Annotated in this window: 11 protein-coding genes and 1 pseudogene; 3 read left to right on the top strand and 9 right to left on the bottom strand. The window is 42.8% G+C overall.

The window, feature by feature from the left end; translation table 11 throughout:
- Positions 1 to 68 precede the first annotated feature (68 nt).
- The gene (locus tag L1070_RS02915; protein ID WP_237124408.1) at positions 69 to 2,054 is read left to right on the top strand and encodes a beta-propeller domain-containing protein; all 1,986 of its coding nucleotides are present in this window, start codon (positions 69 to 71) and stop codon (positions 2,052 to 2,054) included.
- 108 nt (positions 2,055 to 2,162) lie between these two features.
- Here the strand turns inward: L1070_RS02915 and L1070_RS02910 are convergent, their stop codons facing one another.
- The 8 genes and pseudogenes from L1070_RS02910 to L1070_RS02875 all read right to left on the bottom strand — a co-directional run bounded on the left by L1070_RS02910 (position 2,163) and on the right by L1070_RS02875 (position 13,428).
- Entirely contained in the window at positions 2,163 to 3,743 is a 1,581-nt protein-coding gene (locus L1070_RS02910; protein ID WP_237124407.1) for a hypothetical protein, read from the bottom strand.
- A 41-nt stretch (positions 3,744 to 3,784) separates the two neighbouring features.
- Entirely contained in the window at positions 3,785 to 4,756 is a 972-nt protein-coding gene (locus L1070_RS02905) for a hypothetical protein (RefSeq protein ID WP_237124406.1), read from the bottom strand.
- Positions 4,757 to 4,955: 199 nt separating this feature from the next.
- Positions 4,956 to 5,822, bottom strand: coding sequence for a hypothetical protein (locus L1070_RS02900; RefSeq protein ID WP_237124405.1), 867 nt, complete (start codon positions 5,820 to 5,822; stop codon positions 4,956 to 4,958).
- A 119-nt stretch (positions 5,823 to 5,941) separates the two neighbouring features.
- Positions 5,942 to 6,790, bottom strand: coding sequence for a hypothetical protein (locus tag L1070_RS02895; protein ID WP_237124404.1), 849 nt, complete (start codon positions 6,788 to 6,790; stop codon positions 5,942 to 5,944).
- A gap of 126 nt (positions 6,791 to 6,916) precedes the next feature.
- Positions 6,917 to 8,938: pseudogene (locus L1070_RS02890) on the bottom strand (S9 family peptidase).
- A 59-nt stretch (positions 8,939 to 8,997) separates the two neighbouring features.
- Entirely contained in the window at positions 8,998 to 9,528 is a 531-nt protein-coding gene (locus L1070_RS02885; RefSeq protein WP_070985895.1) for a GNAT family N-acetyltransferase, read from the bottom strand.
- A 56-nt stretch (positions 9,529 to 9,584) separates the two neighbouring features.
- Positions 9,585 to 11,123, bottom strand: a complete 1,539-nt coding sequence (locus tag L1070_RS02880; protein ID WP_237124403.1) for an amidase — start codon at positions 11,121 to 11,123, stop codon at positions 9,585 to 9,587.
- A 124-nt stretch (positions 11,124 to 11,247) separates the two neighbouring features.
- Complete coding sequence (locus L1070_RS02875) at positions 11,248 to 13,428, bottom strand: malate synthase G (protein ID WP_237124402.1); 2,181 nt, start codon at positions 13,426 to 13,428, stop codon at positions 11,248 to 11,250.
- 222 nt (positions 13,429 to 13,650) lie between these two features.
- Here L1070_RS02875 and L1070_RS02870 point away from each other — a divergent pair, with 222 nt between their 5' ends.
- Together L1070_RS02870 and L1070_RS02865 are read left to right on the top strand one after the other, a co-directional pair.
- Positions 13,651 to 15,255 carry an isocitrate lyase gene (locus L1070_RS02870; RefSeq protein ID WP_237124401.1) on the top strand — a complete coding sequence of 535 codons (1,605 nt, stop codon included), beginning with the start codon at positions 13,651 to 13,653 and terminating at the stop codon, positions 15,253 to 15,255.
- A gap of 1,045 nt (positions 15,256 to 16,300) precedes the next feature.
- Complete coding sequence (locus L1070_RS02865) at positions 16,301 to 16,801, top strand: hypothetical protein (protein ID WP_070985892.1); 501 nt, start codon at positions 16,301 to 16,303, stop codon at positions 16,799 to 16,801.
- A 25-nt stretch (positions 16,802 to 16,826) separates the two neighbouring features.
- On the opposite strand, the gene rmuC is transcribed toward L1070_RS02865, so the two are convergent.
- The gene (rmuC, locus tag L1070_RS02860; RefSeq protein ID WP_237124400.1) at positions 16,827 to 18,269 is read right to left on the bottom strand and encodes a DNA recombination protein RmuC; all 1,443 of its coding nucleotides are present in this window, start codon (positions 18,267 to 18,269) and stop codon (positions 16,827 to 16,829) included.
- Between the last annotated feature and the right edge of the window lie 17 nt (positions 18,270 to 18,286).

Raw genomic sequence — 18,286 nt, 5'->3', positions numbered from 1 at the left:
AAAGGTAACAGTTAATCTGGCGGAATTTTGTACATTAGTACAGACTCATTTATAGAAGGAGATATAAAATGTTTAATCGAAGATTGCTCGCTGTGGGAGTGACCTTGTTGCTGAGCGCATGCTCAAGCGACAACGACGAAAGTTCAACGGATAACCCCACAACGTTACCCAAGCTGAATGCTATCAAAGTGTCGACTAGCCCGCTTGCCAGAGCAAGTACAGAACAATTTTCTAACCATTTAAAAAATGGCATATTTATAGGCCGTTATAACGCTGTTGCCTACCCAGACGACTTAGAGACAGGCAGCCCAACTACGACCTCAGACTTCTCTGTTACCAACCAGCAAGAGCAAGGCGTTGATGAAGCCGATAGGGTAAAATATGACGGTCAATACATGTATATTGCTGGTAATACAGATCTAAACTTGCAAACTCCTCAGCAGTATCGTCAATTCGTTCGCATTATGAAACGAGATGACGAGGGAGACCTTACACAAGTAAACGAAATCACCAGCACTGAAACCGCTTACCAAAAGCAACGCCTCTACTTAACAGACAATACGCTCACCGTACTAAGCCATGATAATGGCTGGTTTGGCATTGCGGAACCGGCTATGACGCAGAGCACATTTCCTGCCCCAGCAGCAAACCAATTTGAATTCAGTGTTGTGGATGTTACCACGCCAGAACAAGTAGCTGTAAAGGCCCATTACACTATTGAAGGGAGCTTAATTGACAGTAGAGTGATAGACGATCACTTGTACTTAGTAAGTAATTATTACCCTCAGTTTGACGGCTTTACGGGTAGTGGCTCCACAGAGCAAACCAAGTTGAAAGACTATCAGGCAATACAAAAAGAGAACATCATTAATCTGCTGCCAAAAATTAAAAATGTTACAACCGATGAGTCAACCCCATTGTTTAGCTCCAATGACTGTTACATCAACAATGATGCGACTGAATTAGATGGCTTTAATGCCATTATGACCATTACAAAAGTGTCTTTGGCAGATCCAACTCAACGTAGTGCTATATGTGTTAACGCGCCAGTTGATGGACTTTATGCATCACCAAAATCGCTATATACCTTTGCAACTAACTACTCAGAAGATGACTTAAACTCAGTTATCCATAAGTTTGATTTGAGCAATAGTGCTCTAAGTTATGCCGCAACAGGCGAGGTTTCTGGGCATTTTGGCTGGAGAAATAAAAACTTACGTTTCAGTGAATTTGACCAGTACTTACGTGTGGTCACGTCTAAAGGAGATAATACCAACGGCTACGAGCATAAACTCAGAATTCTAGAGCAACAGGGCCAATCCCTTGTTGTAACCAGTGAGTTACCCAATGATAGTTACCCAACACCACTGGGTAAGGTCAATGGAGACGGCATAGTCGATGAAGATGTCTATGCTGTACGTTTTACAGATAATCGTGCTTTTGTAGTGACCTTTAGACAAGTTGACCCTCTCTACGTCATAGACTTATCTAACTTGCAAATGCCCAAGATAGCAGGGGCATTGGAAATACCTGGTTATTCCGCTTACTTACACCCAGTAGATGAAAACTTGTTACTCGGTGTAGGTCAACATGTGGAGCAAATTGATGGCGACCTCCCAGTGATAGGGCAGGGTGCAAAAGTCAGCTTATTCGATATAAGCGACATTACCAATCCACAGCAACTCAGTGAGCATGTGTTCCAAGATGGATATACAGCGGCTGAAAATGATTACCACGCATTTAATGTGCTAACAATGAATGATGGTTCATTACGTTTTACTTTACCAATTGAGTCTTGGCATGACGGTAGCTCGTCAGAAACAACCTGGACCAGAGAAAATATGCTAGCTGCGTTTGAAGTGAACCCAAGCACGATGCAGTTAAACTACATGGGCGGTAGCCCCATTAGTTACACAGACACCAATGATGTGCCATATGTTTGGTCTGGGGACGATCGCGCGATTATCCACCTAGATGACCTGTATTACATTCATGGTAATTATATTTGGCAAAGTGACTGGCATACACCTGAAGTAAATAACGGCCCCCTTTAAAGGAAAGGTATCAGCGCATGACAGAAGTTACGCCGTTAGCTGATACCGACTCGATTGCACCTTTATAACAAATGGATTCCCACCGAGTGGATTCCCACCGAGTGGATTCTAAGTTGGCAGAGCCGTAAAAAGTTCAGCCAGCTTATTTCTAATCACTGGGTTATTTGTAGTTTGTTGAAGCTGTTTGAGTTTGCTTAAACTCGCGGCACTCAAAGATTGACCTGACTCCATTATCGTACGTGTAAACGCCGCCACATATTTAGGATGGGGAGCGTTAAGTAGCGCACTAACCACCTCTTCTTGATAATTCCCGTATTTACTCAGTACCTTGATACTATTGAGTTTTGCTCCATCATCATGGCCGTGAAGTAACGCAGGGAGTTGCGCTAGCAAGCCCTTGTCTTTGCTGTTACCCACCGCTAATACCGTAGTCGCCAAATTTTGCCGTGCGGATAGGTTTTCCGCTAGATAACTGGCCACATTGTGTGCTTGTTCTGGCGAGAAATGTGCCATAGTGCCAATACTTAATAGCGCCGTATTGGCAACCTGATGGCCTGGCTGCTGCACAATCGACTGTAGCGCGTGAAGTGATAGCTCACTCGATGCTCCAAAACGTCCCAATGCCATGGCCACTTTATGTTTGTCTAAGTCCGTTGTTTGTTCAAGCTGTAGTAAATCCACCAGCATGGCTTCAGCTTCAGTGGTTTGTAGCTTCTGTAGCGCATAAATAATCGCGGAGCTAAACTGTGGCTGCATATCCAACAAGGCTTGAATTTCATAGGCGCCATAGTTTTCAATAAGATATGCTCCCACCACTTTAGCCAACTCGGGAGAAAGTGACTCTTTGAGCTGCTCAAGAGATTGATCCAAAGTTTCTTTACTGGTTATCTGAATATCAGTCTCGGTGATGGTTTCAGCTTGAAGATGTGCATTGGCTCTAGCGTTTGCAGCAAGTAAAGTTGTCTTGTGAGCTGGTATCTCACTCACTGCTACCGTTTGCTCAACAATGTAGCGCTGTTGCTGCTGCTCCCACACTCTCTGGTTGGTATAGTTTAAGTTTTTAACCATCCCCTGCTGTCCGGCCAACAGTTGCCACTGTTCTTGCTCTGTGAGAGGTTGACGCTGTGTGTCAAAATAAGATTGGGTGACAATCGAGCGTTTAACTTCATTGCCAGTTTGGTGGTAACTGTATTTCACTTGACGCAATGCATCGGAGTACGTCAACGGCTGATCGACATCATAGCTCAACAAATTAAATATTTGCCCTACGACCTGCAAGGTGTGCTCATTCGGTAAGCCAAGTAAATCCAGCTGTACAAAACGATTTTTATTGCGATGTACACTAAACGGTAACAGTGCAACCAATGGCACAGGTTTGCCATCTTGTGTGTATCGAATATTGCTTAGCTGCCCCAGCCAAACATGCCCGTCGTCTTGTCGTTGCAAGAGCATATGCCAAGAGAGCGTTGAGTGAGATAACATCACTTGATTAGCACCAACAATAGAGGACTCTACCTGTACCATCAAACTCAATTCCTTTTGCTGCTGTGTGACAAGCTCTGATGGTAATGTTTGTGCGCGTTGTGCATGAGATTTTTTTGCATCAACATCACTGGCCTGTGAAAGCACTAGGTACACAATCATCAATACACTGACCAAAAACGCCGCAATAAGCACTTTAATTTTCATAATAACTCCAAAAATGGCGGCCTTAAGCCGCCTGTAAAAAATTAAAGTTGCTGCCAAGTTGGGCTAGCATATTCATAAAATGTTGTTTCACGTTCATAAAGTGGGTTCCACTTCATGATATCTACATGAAACTGCAACAAGCCCCACAGTTTCTTACAATAGCCTTGAATTTTGCCATCACCTCCCGATAGCTTTCCTGAGACTTTCAACTCTAAGAAACCTTCTTCACGCACTGCATCATCAACCATGACCCGTCGAATGCCAGCCTCTACATAGCCCTTTCCTTTCACTTTAAGTAGGCTTAGCTTCCCTTTAACACCCGCCTCTGCAATACCGTGACCAAATGAACCATATGCAGCACTCGATACAACGCCACCCACATACGGCTCTACCGATGCGTAAATATAATCCGGACGGCGTACACCACCGACTTCGAATGGTACATCATTGTCATAGCCACCAATCACGCCACCTACCGTAAAATCAGCGCCCGCCTCAATTCCGGCACCAAATTTAACCCCCAATTTAAGTAAACCAAGTGGGTCTAATGGCAGCTCTACTTTTGGCTTGAATGGCTCAGGGATCAGGTCAAAATAATATTCAACAGGATAACTTACTGACGCATCTAATAAGTCATCGCAGTTTGGCTCAAATACCGCCACCGCGTCATCGCCCACCGTCAGATTAAAGCTCATGCCCTGAGTACAATCTAACTTAGATGGATCAAAAGAGAACTCCACAAAACCCACTGCCATTTTGAAATTACGGTTATGCAGTTTCAGCCAGTTACTACCTTGATAAAAACCGCTGGTGGCACCATTGGCAACGCTGTCAACGAACATCCAACCTTGCTGATCTCGATACTGATGGGTGCGACCAACCGCATTGTTTTTCGTAACCACTCGAGCCGTTTGTTCTACATAGCCGGGATCTTTATACAAAGAAGCGTGTGCCGGTAACATTGCTAATGTGCTCAGTAGCGCAGAGAAGCACATTGAAGTTAAAGTTTTCATTATTTTTCCTGTGTTAAGTTTGTAAATAGAAGAGCCGCGCAGCCGAGCGCTAATATAGGGATTGAAACTTACATTTTAGTTACAAATAGACTTAATTTAGGTACTTATCGTTAAATACAGAATTTATAATGAGATTTAGAATATTGCTTCAATTGGAGGTGTTATTTACATTCAATGCATAATTGCATATAGCAGATGTTCAAGGTGTTTGTGATATCAGTTTACCCAGTACTTCATCAAGGTATATTTTGGTCTTTTGCTGCGCGGTTTCTGGCAACCACTTAAGGTGGGCATCATAATACTCTTTGCTTTGGTATACCTGCATGATATGCGCATTGAATCGTTGCAAAAATTCACGACTTTTTAGCGTGTTATTACACATCCAGTGGCCAATAACATATTTCGGTGCATCCGCTATATCATACACGCGATATTGAATAGGTAACTGTTGCTGGTGTCGATATATTTCTGCCGGAAATCCAAGTAGGAAATCAGCGCGCTTTTTTCGAAACATATGGTACATGGTATCGTAATAGTTGGTTCCATCACGAAACAGCTTGTTGTCATTACTTACTTTTTCAAGTTGGCGGTCTAAAAAGGGGCCATATGATACCGTAGGTGCAACAACCAGCAGAGAATTACGGTAGTGACTGAATAAATGCGGTAGAGACTTAACTTCACCATGTTCATTGAGAACACTCTGATCTAACGGCTCATCACTGACATGCTGATACAAACGGCGGCTAAGGTAAATATTCACAGGTAAGCTGAACAAAAACTCCTTTAATCGTTCTGGAGTTTTGATTCTGTTGGCAACGCACACTGCATCTGTATCACTACTTTCCCGCATGGCTCTTAACGAGCGCTTATAACTGGCAGGGAATAATGATAGCTGTTCAAACTTTAATTCTCGGATCATGAGAAAGTTGGTGTTGTTACCAATATTAGAAGGTGGTACTTCACGTCGATAAACGCGCAGATCGACTTCATCATCCACATATAATTGCACAGCATATGCAATATCAAGATAGAGAAATAGCAAAAACAAAACCAAAAAAATATGCATAACATGATCGTACATTTTTTAATCAGCAATATTTAGCATAGGCCATAGTGTGGATAGTGTGCCAGCAAGGAAAGTGAAGTTATTCAAGTATTCTGCGGTACAAGAAGCTCGACAAAGGGCTATTGTAAGTCACTCGAGTCATCAGATGTTAGTAAACGAATGATCTCTTCTAAATACACTCTTGTTTGCTTTTTATCTTGTTTAGGTAACCATTTTAAATGCGCATCATAAAAATCATTCTGCTTGTATATCTCCATCATTAACTTATTGAACATGGATAGAAACTCTTTACTTTGTTCATTGTTGTTACACATCCAGTAGCCAATGATGTACCTGGGGGCATCTGCCACGCTGTAGGCACGATAAGCCACTTTTTCATACTTCGAGTGACGATACACTTCGGCAGGGTAGCCTAGTAAGAAGTCTGCCCTTTTAGACTTAAACATATTGTACATATCATCATAAGGGTTGCTACCAACACGATACACCTTATTGCTGGCGCTTACGTGTTCCAATTGCGCATCAAAAAATGGCCCATAAGACATGGTTGGTGTAAAAACGATGGTCGCATATTTATAGTGAGCAAATAACTTTATGAGTGAGATAACCTCCCCATTCTCATTGAGTACCAGAGGAGCTAGTGGTGGCTCAGAGGCGTGTTGGTATAGTCTGCGGCTTAAGTAAATACTGACAGGATAACTAAACAAAAACTCTTGTAGACGCGCTTTGGTTTTAACTCTATTTGGTACACATACAGCGTGCTCACTGGCACGCATCGCCTTGACAGCACGGCGGTAACTGGCAGGAACTAATGACACCTTTCCCAAAGGAATGGCGTTCATGATCAAGATATTGGTACTGTTGGCTATATTGGTCGTTGGATTCAATCCTTGGTAAATTGTAAAGTCCTTCTCGTCATCCACATATAACTGAACGGCGCCAACCAAAGAACAGCTTAACAAGCTCATTAAGCACGATACAACTTTAAACAAACTAAAAACCGATAATAACAACCTATCTAATAAGCATAGAACACAAAATTACAAAAATGCCAGCAAGATGCTGGCATTTGTAAAGCGGTATAACAAAAACAACTAGTTACTACTGTGTTTGTCAAACCACCATTGAATATAGGCCACTTTGTTCATTAAATTAGAAGGGCGAGCTGTGATCCCATGTGATGCATCAGGAATACGCACCATAGCGGTTTCAACACCCTGTAGCTTAAGCGCTTGATAATACTGCTCAGTTTCCGAGATAGGCGTGCGATAGTCTGCATCTCCTGTCAGTAGCATGGTTGGTGTTTTAACATTACCCACATAACTTATAGGGGAGCGTTTCATATAATGTTCTGTATGCTCCCACGGCTTGCCAGGAAACCAATAATCTGTGAAAAATGGATAATAATCAGCAGTTAATACAAAGCTGAACCAATTAATCACTGGTTTGGCAACTACCGCTGCTGCAAACCTATCGGTATGGCCAACAATCCAGGCTGTTAATACCCCGCCACCGGAACCGCCAGTAACAAATAGCCTTTTCTCATCAATAAACCCTTTACTAATCAATGTATCAACACCTGTCATGAGATCATCAAAGTCGTTACTTGGATAATTGTGATGAATTGTCTGCGCAAATGCCTTACCGTAAGAGTCACTCCCTCGTGGATTCATGTATAGAACGACACTGCCTTTAGCTGCAAAGAGTTGTGCTTCTGCGCTAAAGTGAGGGCCGTAGTTTGCCACTGGGCCACCATGTATCTCCAATACCAGTGGGTACTTTTTGCTGCTGTCAAACCCAGGAGGATATACAACCCACCCCTGAATATCCAATTGATCATGTTTAGATTTAACCCAGATCTCCTCGACCTTACCCAGCGCCTTATTACCTAACGCATCTTCGTTCAGTTGAGTTAAGCGTTCTGTTTTCCCTCTTTGTATTAATCCAACATCAGCAGGTCTTTGTGTATCTGCAAGTGTAAAAGCAACATCTCCCTTTGCACTTACATCAAAACTTCCGCCAGAGTAAGGTCGCCCAAAGGACTCACTGCCCACTTTCTTCGTAATGACTTTAGCATCGCCTTTGAGTGGTTGGTGTGCGACAACTGTTTGACCTTGAGAATCGTAACTGTAATAAAGACCACGGCTTTGTGCGTCCCACTGAATATGGCTCACGCTTCGGTCAAGCTTTTGAGTCAGCACACGCGTTTCATCGCTGTGTAAATCCAGTACATAGATATCGGCATTTTCGTAGTTGGTACGTTTATCGTTATATCCCAAATAAGCTAGGAAACGTCCATTTGGAGAAATCGTTGGCGATCTATCTGGACCAACGCGCTCTGTGATAGCTGCAACCTCCAATGAGCTCATATCTAAAGCATACACCTCAGTATTTGTCGGTTTTAATCTATAGTCGGCATGTCGGTTAGCAGAAAAATAGAGCGTTTTACCATCAGCACTAAAGCTTACTCTACCGCCATGATTAAACTCTCCTGTCGTCAACTGTTGTGCATTACCACCATTGGCATCAATACTAAACAAATGAGTAAAGCCCGCTTTTTTATAGCCAGCACCATCTACACGGTAGTAAACATCATCAATATAAACGGGGGGCTTTGCCCAGTCAGCGCCTTTTGGTTTGCCAGCTAAACTAACAGGTGTTTTCGCCGAAGCACTCACAAACTGGCTAAAAACAATGTGCTTGCCATCAGGTGTCTAGGTAAGGTTGCGTGGTGATTGCGTCAAGTTGCTAATTTTCGCTACGGCTCCTGTACTCAGCCATTTAACATATATTTGACTACTACCATCTCGAGTTGAGATAAATGCTAAGCGATCTCCTTGAGGAGAAAGGATTGGCGCATAATCGATATGGACACCACTGGTGACAGGTTGCAGTTGCTTAGTCTTTACATCGACTGACCAAATATTACTGATTTTTTTATCGGTTTTAATGTCCATGCGATTGCGCACAAAATACACTAGTTTGCCATCATCACTGAACTCAATTTGGTTAGCATACTCAAGGTCAAAAACGTCTATCAACTCAAGGGGCTTTTCAACAGCCAATGCGCTATTCATAACAAGGCTTACGCCCAAAGCAATTACACAGTGTTTCATTGTCGCTTCATTCCTTTTTTAAAATCAGAGCTTAATATCTACCCAGCAAGTAGAAGAGGTCAATTATTTGCGATCAATGCAAGCTTTTGGTCATGAATCCACTTTCCCGCGATTTTGAAGTTATCTTTCAACGTGCCTTCATGCACAAACCCTAACGCTGTTAGCAAACCAAATGAAGCTTCGTTTCCTTCAGAAACAGTCGCTATGAGTTTGTGAAAACCGCATTCAATGAGAGTAAAATCAATCACCGCTGCTGTTGACTCCTTCGCATATCCTACCCCTTGAAATTCAGGCAGTATCATAAATCCCAATTCTGCTTGCTGATATGGATGCCACATCGCTAAAAATCCGTGCAACCCAACTAACTCGCAGGTTTCTTTGCATTCGATCACTAACGTCAACCACTGTGACCGTTCTTTATGCCAAGATTCATTTTCTTCACATCGCTGTTGAAACTTTGCGTGAATCTCGGCCTCCGACATGGTATCCGAGACCCATTCAAGAACCCGCTCATTGGTGTGTAGCTTAACAAACAATGGCCAATCATGTTCTCTCATCAGCCTTAGCCGAAGCCTAGGTGTTTCTATCATTACAGCTTTTCTCTTCTCTTCTGTTACCTAAATCGTAAAGGGGCTTTACAACTATTTCAATCGTCAATACTAAGAATAAAATACGGTGATTTCCTTACCTTGGTCGCCTGTTCAAATGCATAGCCCAGCTCCAGTAGTTTTCCTTCTTGATTGGCTCCACTAAAGAAGGAGAGTCCTAAGGGAAGAGCGCGATGTTCAGACATAGGCACCGTTATTATTGGATACCCAGCAATAGCAGAAGGGCTAGAACTTAACCCAGTGTAGCTGTCACCATTTACTGTATCTATTACCCAAGCAGGACCATTAGTGGGCGCGACTAATGCGTCTAATTGATGCTCAGTTAACAGTTGATCGATACCTTTGTGCTGCGCTTTTTCTGTCACCACTCGTTTGGCAGCAAGATAAGCTTCACTGTTTAAGCCACCTTTTTTCCCAGTCATTTCCAATAAGCCTTGATTAAATCTTTGTTCAGACAAAGTGGCATTAAAGGCTATCAACTGAGCGAGTGACTTAACAGCGACCGTATCTGGCGTCTTAGCTAAGTATCGGTTAACACCTTCATTAAATTCATAAAGTAAAATATCAAACTCAGCCTGACCCAACTCTTCTTGATAGTCCAAAGTTAAGTTATCGACGATAGTCGCGCCCTGACTCTTTAATACTTCAATGGCTCGTTTAAATGCAGTGCTGGCCACCTCATTAAAGTCGCTGATATTGCGGGCAATACCGATGCGCTTGCCGTTCAAACCATTTGCCTTTAAGTGCTTTTGATAATACCCCTCAGGCTTTGCTGTCAGCACCTCTAACATCACCGCTGCGTCTGCAACTGTTCTGGTCATTGGGCCGGGGGAATCTTGAGAATGAGATAATGGTATAACGCCTTCAGTAGAGACTAATCCTACTGTAGGCTTTAACCCTACGGTGGCTGTGTGGGCAGCAGGGCAGGTGATAGAACCATCCGTCTCTGTTCCAACCGCGCCCGCTGTTAGGTTGGCTGCCACAGCCACCGCCGAGCCCGAACTTGAGCCACAAGGGGTACGATTCAAAACATAAGGGTTTTTGGTTTGTCCGCCAACATCACTCCAACCACTAGCACTTTGTGTTGATTTGAAATTAGCCCATTCACTTAAATTGGCTTTACCTAAAATTATCGCCCCAGCGGCTTTAATTCGGCTAACAAGCTGCGCATCTTGCCTAGCGTGATTGTGTTGTAGTGCAATGGCACCTGCTGTAGTTGGCATATTCCCCTCAGTTTCAATGTTATCTTTAATAATGATGGGCATGCCAAACAAGAGGCCATGCTCTTGTATCGTTGAGTGTGCGCGGTCTTTTTCTTTGGCAATCTCAATGGCACGTTGGTTAACCCTCATGATTGCATTTAATTTGGGGCCATCTTCATCAAGCAGTGCGATACGTGTCAGGTAGTACTGAGTAATTTGTTGGTATGTGAGCTGCTGTTCATCAACTAATCTCTGCAATTGCGCAAAGCTATGCTCTTGTAAGTCTAAATTTGGCTGCTGAGCCAACGCCTTTGCATTCACCAGGCTCAACAAAGAGAGTAAACTTATAAAAGTAAAAGATTTTTTCAACAACATAGGCTTTCTACGGTTAAGAAATTTATTACCCATAGTTATTGAACAAGATATATTTGGCAAGCACTTTTGACCCTACAAAAGAAACAGCCCAGTATAAACGGGGCTGTTTCTTTATTCGTCAATGTTACTTTTGAGTCTGCGCTTTATACTTCAGTCTGTACGCATGTAGCAGGGGTTCGGTGTACCCATTGGGTTGTTGTGCTCCCTTAAACACCAACTCTTGTGCAGCTTGAAAAGCTAAATTAGTTGCTAAAGACTGTTCATCCACGGCCATTGGACGGTAATTCGTATCATGTTGGTTTTGACTATCAACAACGTGGGCCATACGCGCAAATGTTTGCTTCACTTGTTCCACACTACAGATCTCATGCTTTAGCCAATTTGCTATATGCTGACTTGAAATCCGCAATGTTGCTCGGTCTTCCATTAAGCCTACATGATTAATATCGGGCACTTTAGAACAACCTATACCCTGATCTATCCAGCGTACAACATATCCCAAAATACCCTGAATATTGTTATCCAACTCGGCTTGAATATCCTCTTTGCTCAGTGCTCTATCTAACAATAGAGGTGGCGTTAATAAATCATCCAACGAAGCCTGTTGGCGAGTCATTAGTTCACGTTGCTTTTCAAACACATCCACAAAGTGATAGTGCATCGCATGTAAGGTCGCAGCGGTGGGCGAGGGCACCCATGCGGTGTTTGCGCCCGCTTCAAGGTGAGCCTGCTTTTGCTGCATCATCAATGCCATTTTATCAGGCATGGGCCACATCCCCTTACCTATTTGTGCTTTGCCACTGAATCCACACGCCAGCCCAATATCGACGTTGCGATCTTCATATGATGCAATCCAAGGTTGAGATTTTATCTGTGCTTTTGGTAACACAGGACCTGCAAACATTGAGGTATGAATTTCATCGCCCGTGCGGTCCAAAAACCCTGTATTGATAAACACAACTCTGGATTTTGCTTGTGCGATACATGCTTTTAGGTTCACTGATGTTCTGCGTTCTTCGTCCATTACCCCCAACTTTATAGTATTGGTCGGTAGTCGTAACAATGCTTCAACTTCACTAAATAATTGCTCTGTGAAAGCGACTTCTTCAGGGCCATGCATTTTCGGCTTAACAATATTGATGCTTTGCGCACTTGAATTATGAACTGAGCTGCAGCCTTGGAGGTCATGCAACGCACACAGTGCGGTGATCACCGCATCCATGATCCCTTCGAATACTTGCTCACCATGCTTATCAACTATTGCGGGGTTGCGCATCAAGTGCCCAACATTTCGCACAAACATCATACTGCGGCCTTTTAGCGTGATTGGCTCGCCATGCTTGCTGATATAGTGTCGATCGTCATTCAATCGACGTGTGATCGTCTGTCCTTGTTTTGAAAATGACTCAGACAATGTACCTTGCATCAGCCCCAGCCAATTTTGGTACACCAGAACCTTGTCTTGCGCATCAACAGCCGCAACCGAATCCTCACAATCCATAATGGTTGTCAGCGCAGACTCAAGTAACACGTCTTTTATTCCAGCTTTGTCGGCCTGCCCGATTGTGCTGTGTGGATCAATTTGAATTTCAATATGTAGATCATGGTGTTTTAACAAGATCGCGGTGGGATTTTGTGGCTGTCCCTGATAACCAACGAATTGCTCTTCAAACGCCAATGCAACCTGTGTCGAATCGTTTAATGTGACAACCAACTTGCCACCTAACACCGCATAACCGCTACTTTCGATGTGTGAGCCATGGGCAAGTGGCAACGCTTGGTCTAGAAACTGACGTACATACGCCATTACTTTAAAGCCACGAACAGGGTTATAAGCCGATGTCTTTTCTGCACCATCGTCTTCAGGCAGTAAGTCTGTGCCATACAAAGCATCGTACAGGGACCCCCAACGAGCATTAGCAGCATTCAATGCAAATCGCGCGTTACTTACCGGTACTACCAACTGAGGTGCCGCAGCAAGGGCTATTTCAGGTTCAACATTGAGAGTATCAATGCAAACTCCTTCAGGTTCGCTATGTAAATAACCAATATCTTCTAAAAATGTCCGATACTGTAGCGCATCCCACTTAGGGTGTTGTTGATGGAACGCGTCTATTTGCTGTTGCAATAAGTCTCTCTTGCTAAGCAATGCCTTATTCAAGGGTGAGAGGGTATCGATGATACAGGCAAAGCCTTGCCAAAAAGCTTCCTGAGTAAGCCCTGTGCCAGGCAAAGCCTGTTGATTTACAAAGTCATATAGGCATTGATCGATAGTCAATCCTGCCTCTTGTACGCTTGCATGCATAACGGTGATCCTAAGTCGATTTTGAACGGGTTTAAAATAACCATATCGCATTTGAGCACAAAACAAACCCCAAAATACATTCACGAAAAATATACTCACAATAACAACTATAAATTTAAAAAATCTACATTTCGGGCCTAGTGTGTAATTAAGCGTCAGTGGCTAGACCAGTGCGCAACTCTCACAACTTAAAATATTTAACCCGTTCGAAGGAATTTAATTATGACTCGTTATCAATCACAGCTAGATAAGTTCACTACCCTTTGTCAAACACAAGGTAAAACTTGGCAATCAATCAGTCCAGAATTTGCCAGCAGAATGAACTTGCAAAACCGCTTTAAAACGGGTTTGGACATTGCCAAGTATACCGCTAAAGTTATGCGCGAAGACATGAATGCTTATGATCTTGATAGCAGTCAATACACTCAATCATTAGGCTGCTGGCATGGTTTTACTGCTCAGCAGATGATGATGGCAATCAAGAGGCACCAAAAAACAACCAAACGCTCATATGTCTATTTAAGCGGCTGGATGGTGGCTGCATTGCGCTCAGAGTTTGGCCCGCTACCAGACCAAAGTATGCACGAGAAGACAGCAGTTCCAAGCTTGATTGAAGAGATTTACACATTTTTAAAGCAAGCGGACGCTCGCGAGTTAGATCACCTTTACCGTGAGTTGGACGAGGCCAATGCTAAAGGCTTGGATAGCAGCGCACTTGTCGAAAAAATTGATAACTTTGAAACGCATATTGTTCCTATCATCGCCGATATTGACGCCGGTTTTGGTAACGAAGAAGCAACCTACCTGCTGGCAAAAAAAATGATAGAAGCGGGCGCGTGTGCGATTCAAATCGAAAACCAAGTTTCTGATGCAAAACAGTGTGGTCACCAAGCAGGCAAAGTAACCGTTCCGCATGAAGATTTCTTAGCTAAAATCAACGCAGTGCGCTACGCATTCCTTGAGCTAGGCGTAGAAGATGGCATTATCGTGGCACGTACAGACTCGCTAGGCGCTAGCCTGACGCAAAAGATACCCGTATCAAAAGCGCCTGGCGATTTAGCTAGTCAATACAACGCATTTTTAGACACCACACCAGTTAATAATGCAGACGATCTTCAAGATGGGGAAATGGCCATTAAGCTTGACGGAGAACTGCGCAAACCTGTTCGCTTAGACAATGGCTTATATCAATTCAGAGCTGGCACGGAAAAAGACCGAGTAGTGCTGGACTGTGTTACAAGCCTTCAGTCAGGAGCAGACCTCCTTTGGATCGAAACAGAAAAGCCTAATGTTCAACAAATCGCTGAACTGGTCAATCGAGTTAAAGAGCAAGTTCCAAACGCAAAGCTTGTATACAACAACTCACCGTCATTTAACTGGACGCTGAAATTCCGCGAACAAGTATATACACAGTGGCAAGAAGAGGGGAGGGACCTTTCTCAGTACCCAGACCCAAGTCAAGATGCAAAAGCGCTTATGGACCCTCAGTTGGATAACTCAGAACTGGCAGCGGCTGCGGACATATTGGTACAAAACTTCCAACGCGATGGTGCGCGTGAGGCAGGGATTTTCCATCACCTAATCACTTTACCAACATACCACACCGCGGCATTAAGCACGGATATTTTGGCTGAAGGTTACTTTGGTGACTTGGGTATGCTTGCATACGTGCGAGATGTACAGCGACAAGAAATTCGTCGTGAGCAAGCATCCGTTAAGCACCAAGATTTAGCCGGTTCTAACATTGGTGATACACATAAAGAGTACTTCTCTGGAGAAAACGCTCTCAAAGCGGGGGGAGAAGCAAACACCATGAACCAATTCTAATACCAATCAAGGTTGTTCCTTAACTCAGGGGCCGATAGGCCCCTTTTTTAATGGCGCTATAAGTAATGGATCAGAATTTTACCAAATCATCATGGCAATGCCATATATAGAGTAATCTCAGCCTTTTAGGCACTAAAACAAGGGAAAAAGCGGCACATTATCAACCATCTGAAAATACTCACTATCATTTGGCCACGCTACAAAGCAAAATTTTACTAACCTACATTGTGCTGGAACACTATTTTACTAACTTGCAGAGTAAATAAATCAAAATTTTACCAACTCACAAGCAGGTAAACCGAAATTTTACTAACTCGTTGATTAATAATGTTAGTAGGCCTCATTGTTGCCAAATACTCAATTTGTAAACCCCCTTTACATTTTTCCATAACCTTCTATTAGAACACGATATATAGAGCCTGTTCAGAAAAAACAGTACAAAAAACACCAAATTACATGCAGCTTTATTGTAATACAGATGGCTTACCCTACTTTGTATATAACGAGCGCTTGTCATAATAACGTCAGTAAACGAATTAGTATATATTCCTTTATCAATCAATAACATGGCTTTTCCCAGTTTATTAAGCACACAAAAAATTTACATGTCTTTGAATTTAAAAGAATAGAAGAAGTAAGGGGTTACACAAAACTACAAATCATGCTTCAAAGGAATTTTAGTTAGTAAATTTGTGATCTGGGCTTTAAAGGCTGGATTTAATGACCTTCATCCAAATGGTGTACTCCAAATGTTCAGCTATTTGCAGACGATAGCAGTGAATATCTAAAACAGATAAGGTAACACATGCAGATCAGATTATTACTAACTTGGCTACACACTAGTATGCTGATTGATTGCAGCAGATCTTAGTTGGCCTGCACGCAGTATCTTTTTGCTCTAAAAGCAATCTTTTAACTTTCTCCTTATTTGTTCAGGAACACTAAAGCTTCTCACTTCCATAATCTTTTGACTGATTCCTTAATAGCTCCATTTTTCTTACACATTTTTTGCTTCTAATAGCAATCACAGACGGAGGACAAATGAATGACACAACGCACCATGAAACATGGAGACTGGGCCAAAATTGTAGAATCGCGCTCTAAAAAGCAACAAGCGCCAGCGAAAAAAAATGGACAAAGTGCAACGATCATTTTTACCCTACTTATTGGTTTTGCCATTTTTGCAATGCTTTGGGCAAAGTTGTTAGAAACATCCCACGGGCGTGATATACCAGTGCTTGAAAAAGAGCAAAAACAAAGGATTTCTCGTTATTTCTCAAAACAGTTCATTATGGGGAACTGGCAGTTCTACGATGCGGAATTTACAAATTCAGACATCAATATTTTGATTGAAATGCCGAATCGATTGGCGATGAGTGAGCAACAGTTAACACAATACATAAAAGGGTCACTATGTCCTTCGACCAACAGTCGAATATGGCGAGATGTAAACCACTATAACCTCAACATAAACCTGTTTGTTGGCAAACCCCGCAACGGTACATATGCGCAATGTAGCAACCCGAATAACCGTTACACTGGCTAATTTGCCAGTGTAAAGGGGGTTAACATTACTCCAGCTCTAGGCGAGCCTTTTCAGTCATTTCAGAAGGCAAAGATTTATTTACCGATACGCCCAGCTCTTTAAATTCAGAAGCCTGCTTTATTAAATTACCCTTACCGCTATATAGTTGAGCGAAAGCTTTATCATAGCTTTCTTTTGCCTTGTCTAATTGTTTGCCAACACCATCCATACTATTTAAGAAAGCATTAAGCTTGTTGTAAAACTTTTCAGCTCTTTGTGCAAGTTCTCTACTGTGCTTGCTTTGTTCTTCAAACTTCCATAATTGTTTAACAATGTTGAGGCTCGTCAATAAAGTAGTTGGTGTAGCAACTAATACATTCATGTCTAACGCTTGCTGATAAAGCCCAGGGTTATGCTTTATCGCCTCCACAAAAGCAGACTCTACAGGGATAAACATGATCACGACCTCGGGAGAGTTCAACCCAGGTAACCGCTCGTAGGATTTGTCTCCCAGCTCCTTTATTCTGGCCTGAATAGCCTGGCAATGCTCAACCAAAGCGCGTTGCGCTTGTTCATTACTATCCGCGTTAACATAACGAGTATAGGCATTGAGTGATGTTTTAGCGTCTATCACTAGATGCCGTTGCTGCGGCAAATACACAATCACATCTGGACGAAACTTTCCTTGCTCAGTGGTAAATGACACTTCTCGTTTGTAATCAAAGCCAGCTCTTAGCCCAGCGCTATCCAGTACATTTTCAAGCATTAACTCTCCCCAATTACCTTGGGTTTTCTTCTGACCCTGTAACGCAGTAGTCAGCCTATCAGCTTGCTCTGTAATTGACTTATTATTCGCCTGTAAATGCATCAGTTCAGTTTTTAGCGATGCTCTTTGCTTTAATTCTTCACTATGAATGGCTTCCATTTTATCTCGAAAGCCCTTCAACTCACCTTGTACTGGTTGCAGTATCTGGCTCAACCGTTCTTGGCTTTGAATATTAAAGCGCGCAGTTTTTTCTTCAAATATCTGATTTGCTATGTTTTCAAACTCTTGCTTTAGCAGTGCTTTGGACTTTTCTAACTGAGCGATTTGGGCATCAAAAGCTTGTTGTTTTTGTTCAAGAGTGGTTTTCAAATCTGTCAGTTCAATTTCCAGTCCGTGAGATTGCTCTCGGCTTTGTGCCAGTGACTGTTCACATTGCTGCCATAACCGTTGATATTGCTCAGCCTGCTGTTGCTTCTCAGATAATCGAGCTTGATATTGCTGACAATGGCCATGCAACTGCAGTTTATCATCTTGTAGCTGAGCAAGTTGTTGCTCAAGTATGGAACTTTGTGATCCCTGCTGCGCTAGATTTTGTTCTAGGGTAGATAATTGTGAAGAAAGTCGCTGTCGCTGTATCAAATACCAGGGAAGGGCAAGCAGCGTACCAACGCCCACAGACACAACATGGAACCAACTTATTTGTGATATAACGGCATCAAGCATACTTTATCTCAAAGATA

This window comes from Pseudoalteromonas sp. MMG022, from assembly GCF_021654245.1.
GTDB lineage: Bacteria > Pseudomonadota > Gammaproteobacteria > Enterobacterales > Alteromonadaceae > Pseudoalteromonas > Pseudoalteromonas amylolytica.
The sequence above is the reverse complement of the archived record's forward strand: the minus strand, read 5'-3'. Positions and strand labels throughout refer to the sequence as shown.

Coding starts and splice junctions, on each gene's coding strand:
- L1070_RS02900 (WP_237124405.1), bottom strand. CDS start 5,822: ATGCATATTTTTTTGGTTTTGTTTTTGCTATTTCTCTATCTTGATATT.
- L1070_RS02910 (WP_237124407.1), bottom strand. CDS start 3,743: ATGAAAATTAAAGTGCTTATTGCGGCGTTTTTGGTCAGTGTATTGATG.
- L1070_RS02885 (WP_070985895.1), bottom strand. CDS start 9,528: ATGATAGAAACACCTAGGCTTCGGCTAAGGCTGATGAGAGAACATGAT.
- L1070_RS02915 (WP_237124408.1), top strand. CDS start 69: ATGTTTAATCGAAGATTGCTCGCTGTGGGAGTGACCTTGTTGCTGAGC.
- L1070_RS02895 (WP_237124404.1), bottom strand. CDS start 6,790: ATGAGCTTGTTAAGCTGTTCTTTGGTTGGCGCCGTTCAGTTATATGTG.
- L1070_RS02870 (WP_237124401.1), top strand. CDS start 13,651: ATGACTCGTTATCAATCACAGCTAGATAAGTTCACTACCCTTTGTCAA.
- rmuC (WP_237124400.1), bottom strand. CDS start 18,269: ATGCTTGATGCCGTTATATCACAAATAAGTTGGTTCCATGTTGTGTCT.
- L1070_RS02905 (WP_237124406.1), bottom strand. CDS start 4,756: ATGAAAACTTTAACTTCAATGTGCTTCTCTGCGCTACTGAGCACATTA.
- L1070_RS02875 (WP_237124402.1), bottom strand. CDS start 13,428: ATGCATGCAAGCGTACAAGAGGCAGGATTGACTATCGATCAATGCCTA.
- L1070_RS02880 (WP_237124403.1), bottom strand. CDS start 11,123: ATGTTGTTGAAAAAATCTTTTACTTTTATAAGTTTACTCTCTTTGTTG.
- L1070_RS02865 (WP_070985892.1), top strand. CDS start 16,301: ATGACACAACGCACCATGAAACATGGAGACTGGGCCAAAATTGTAGAA.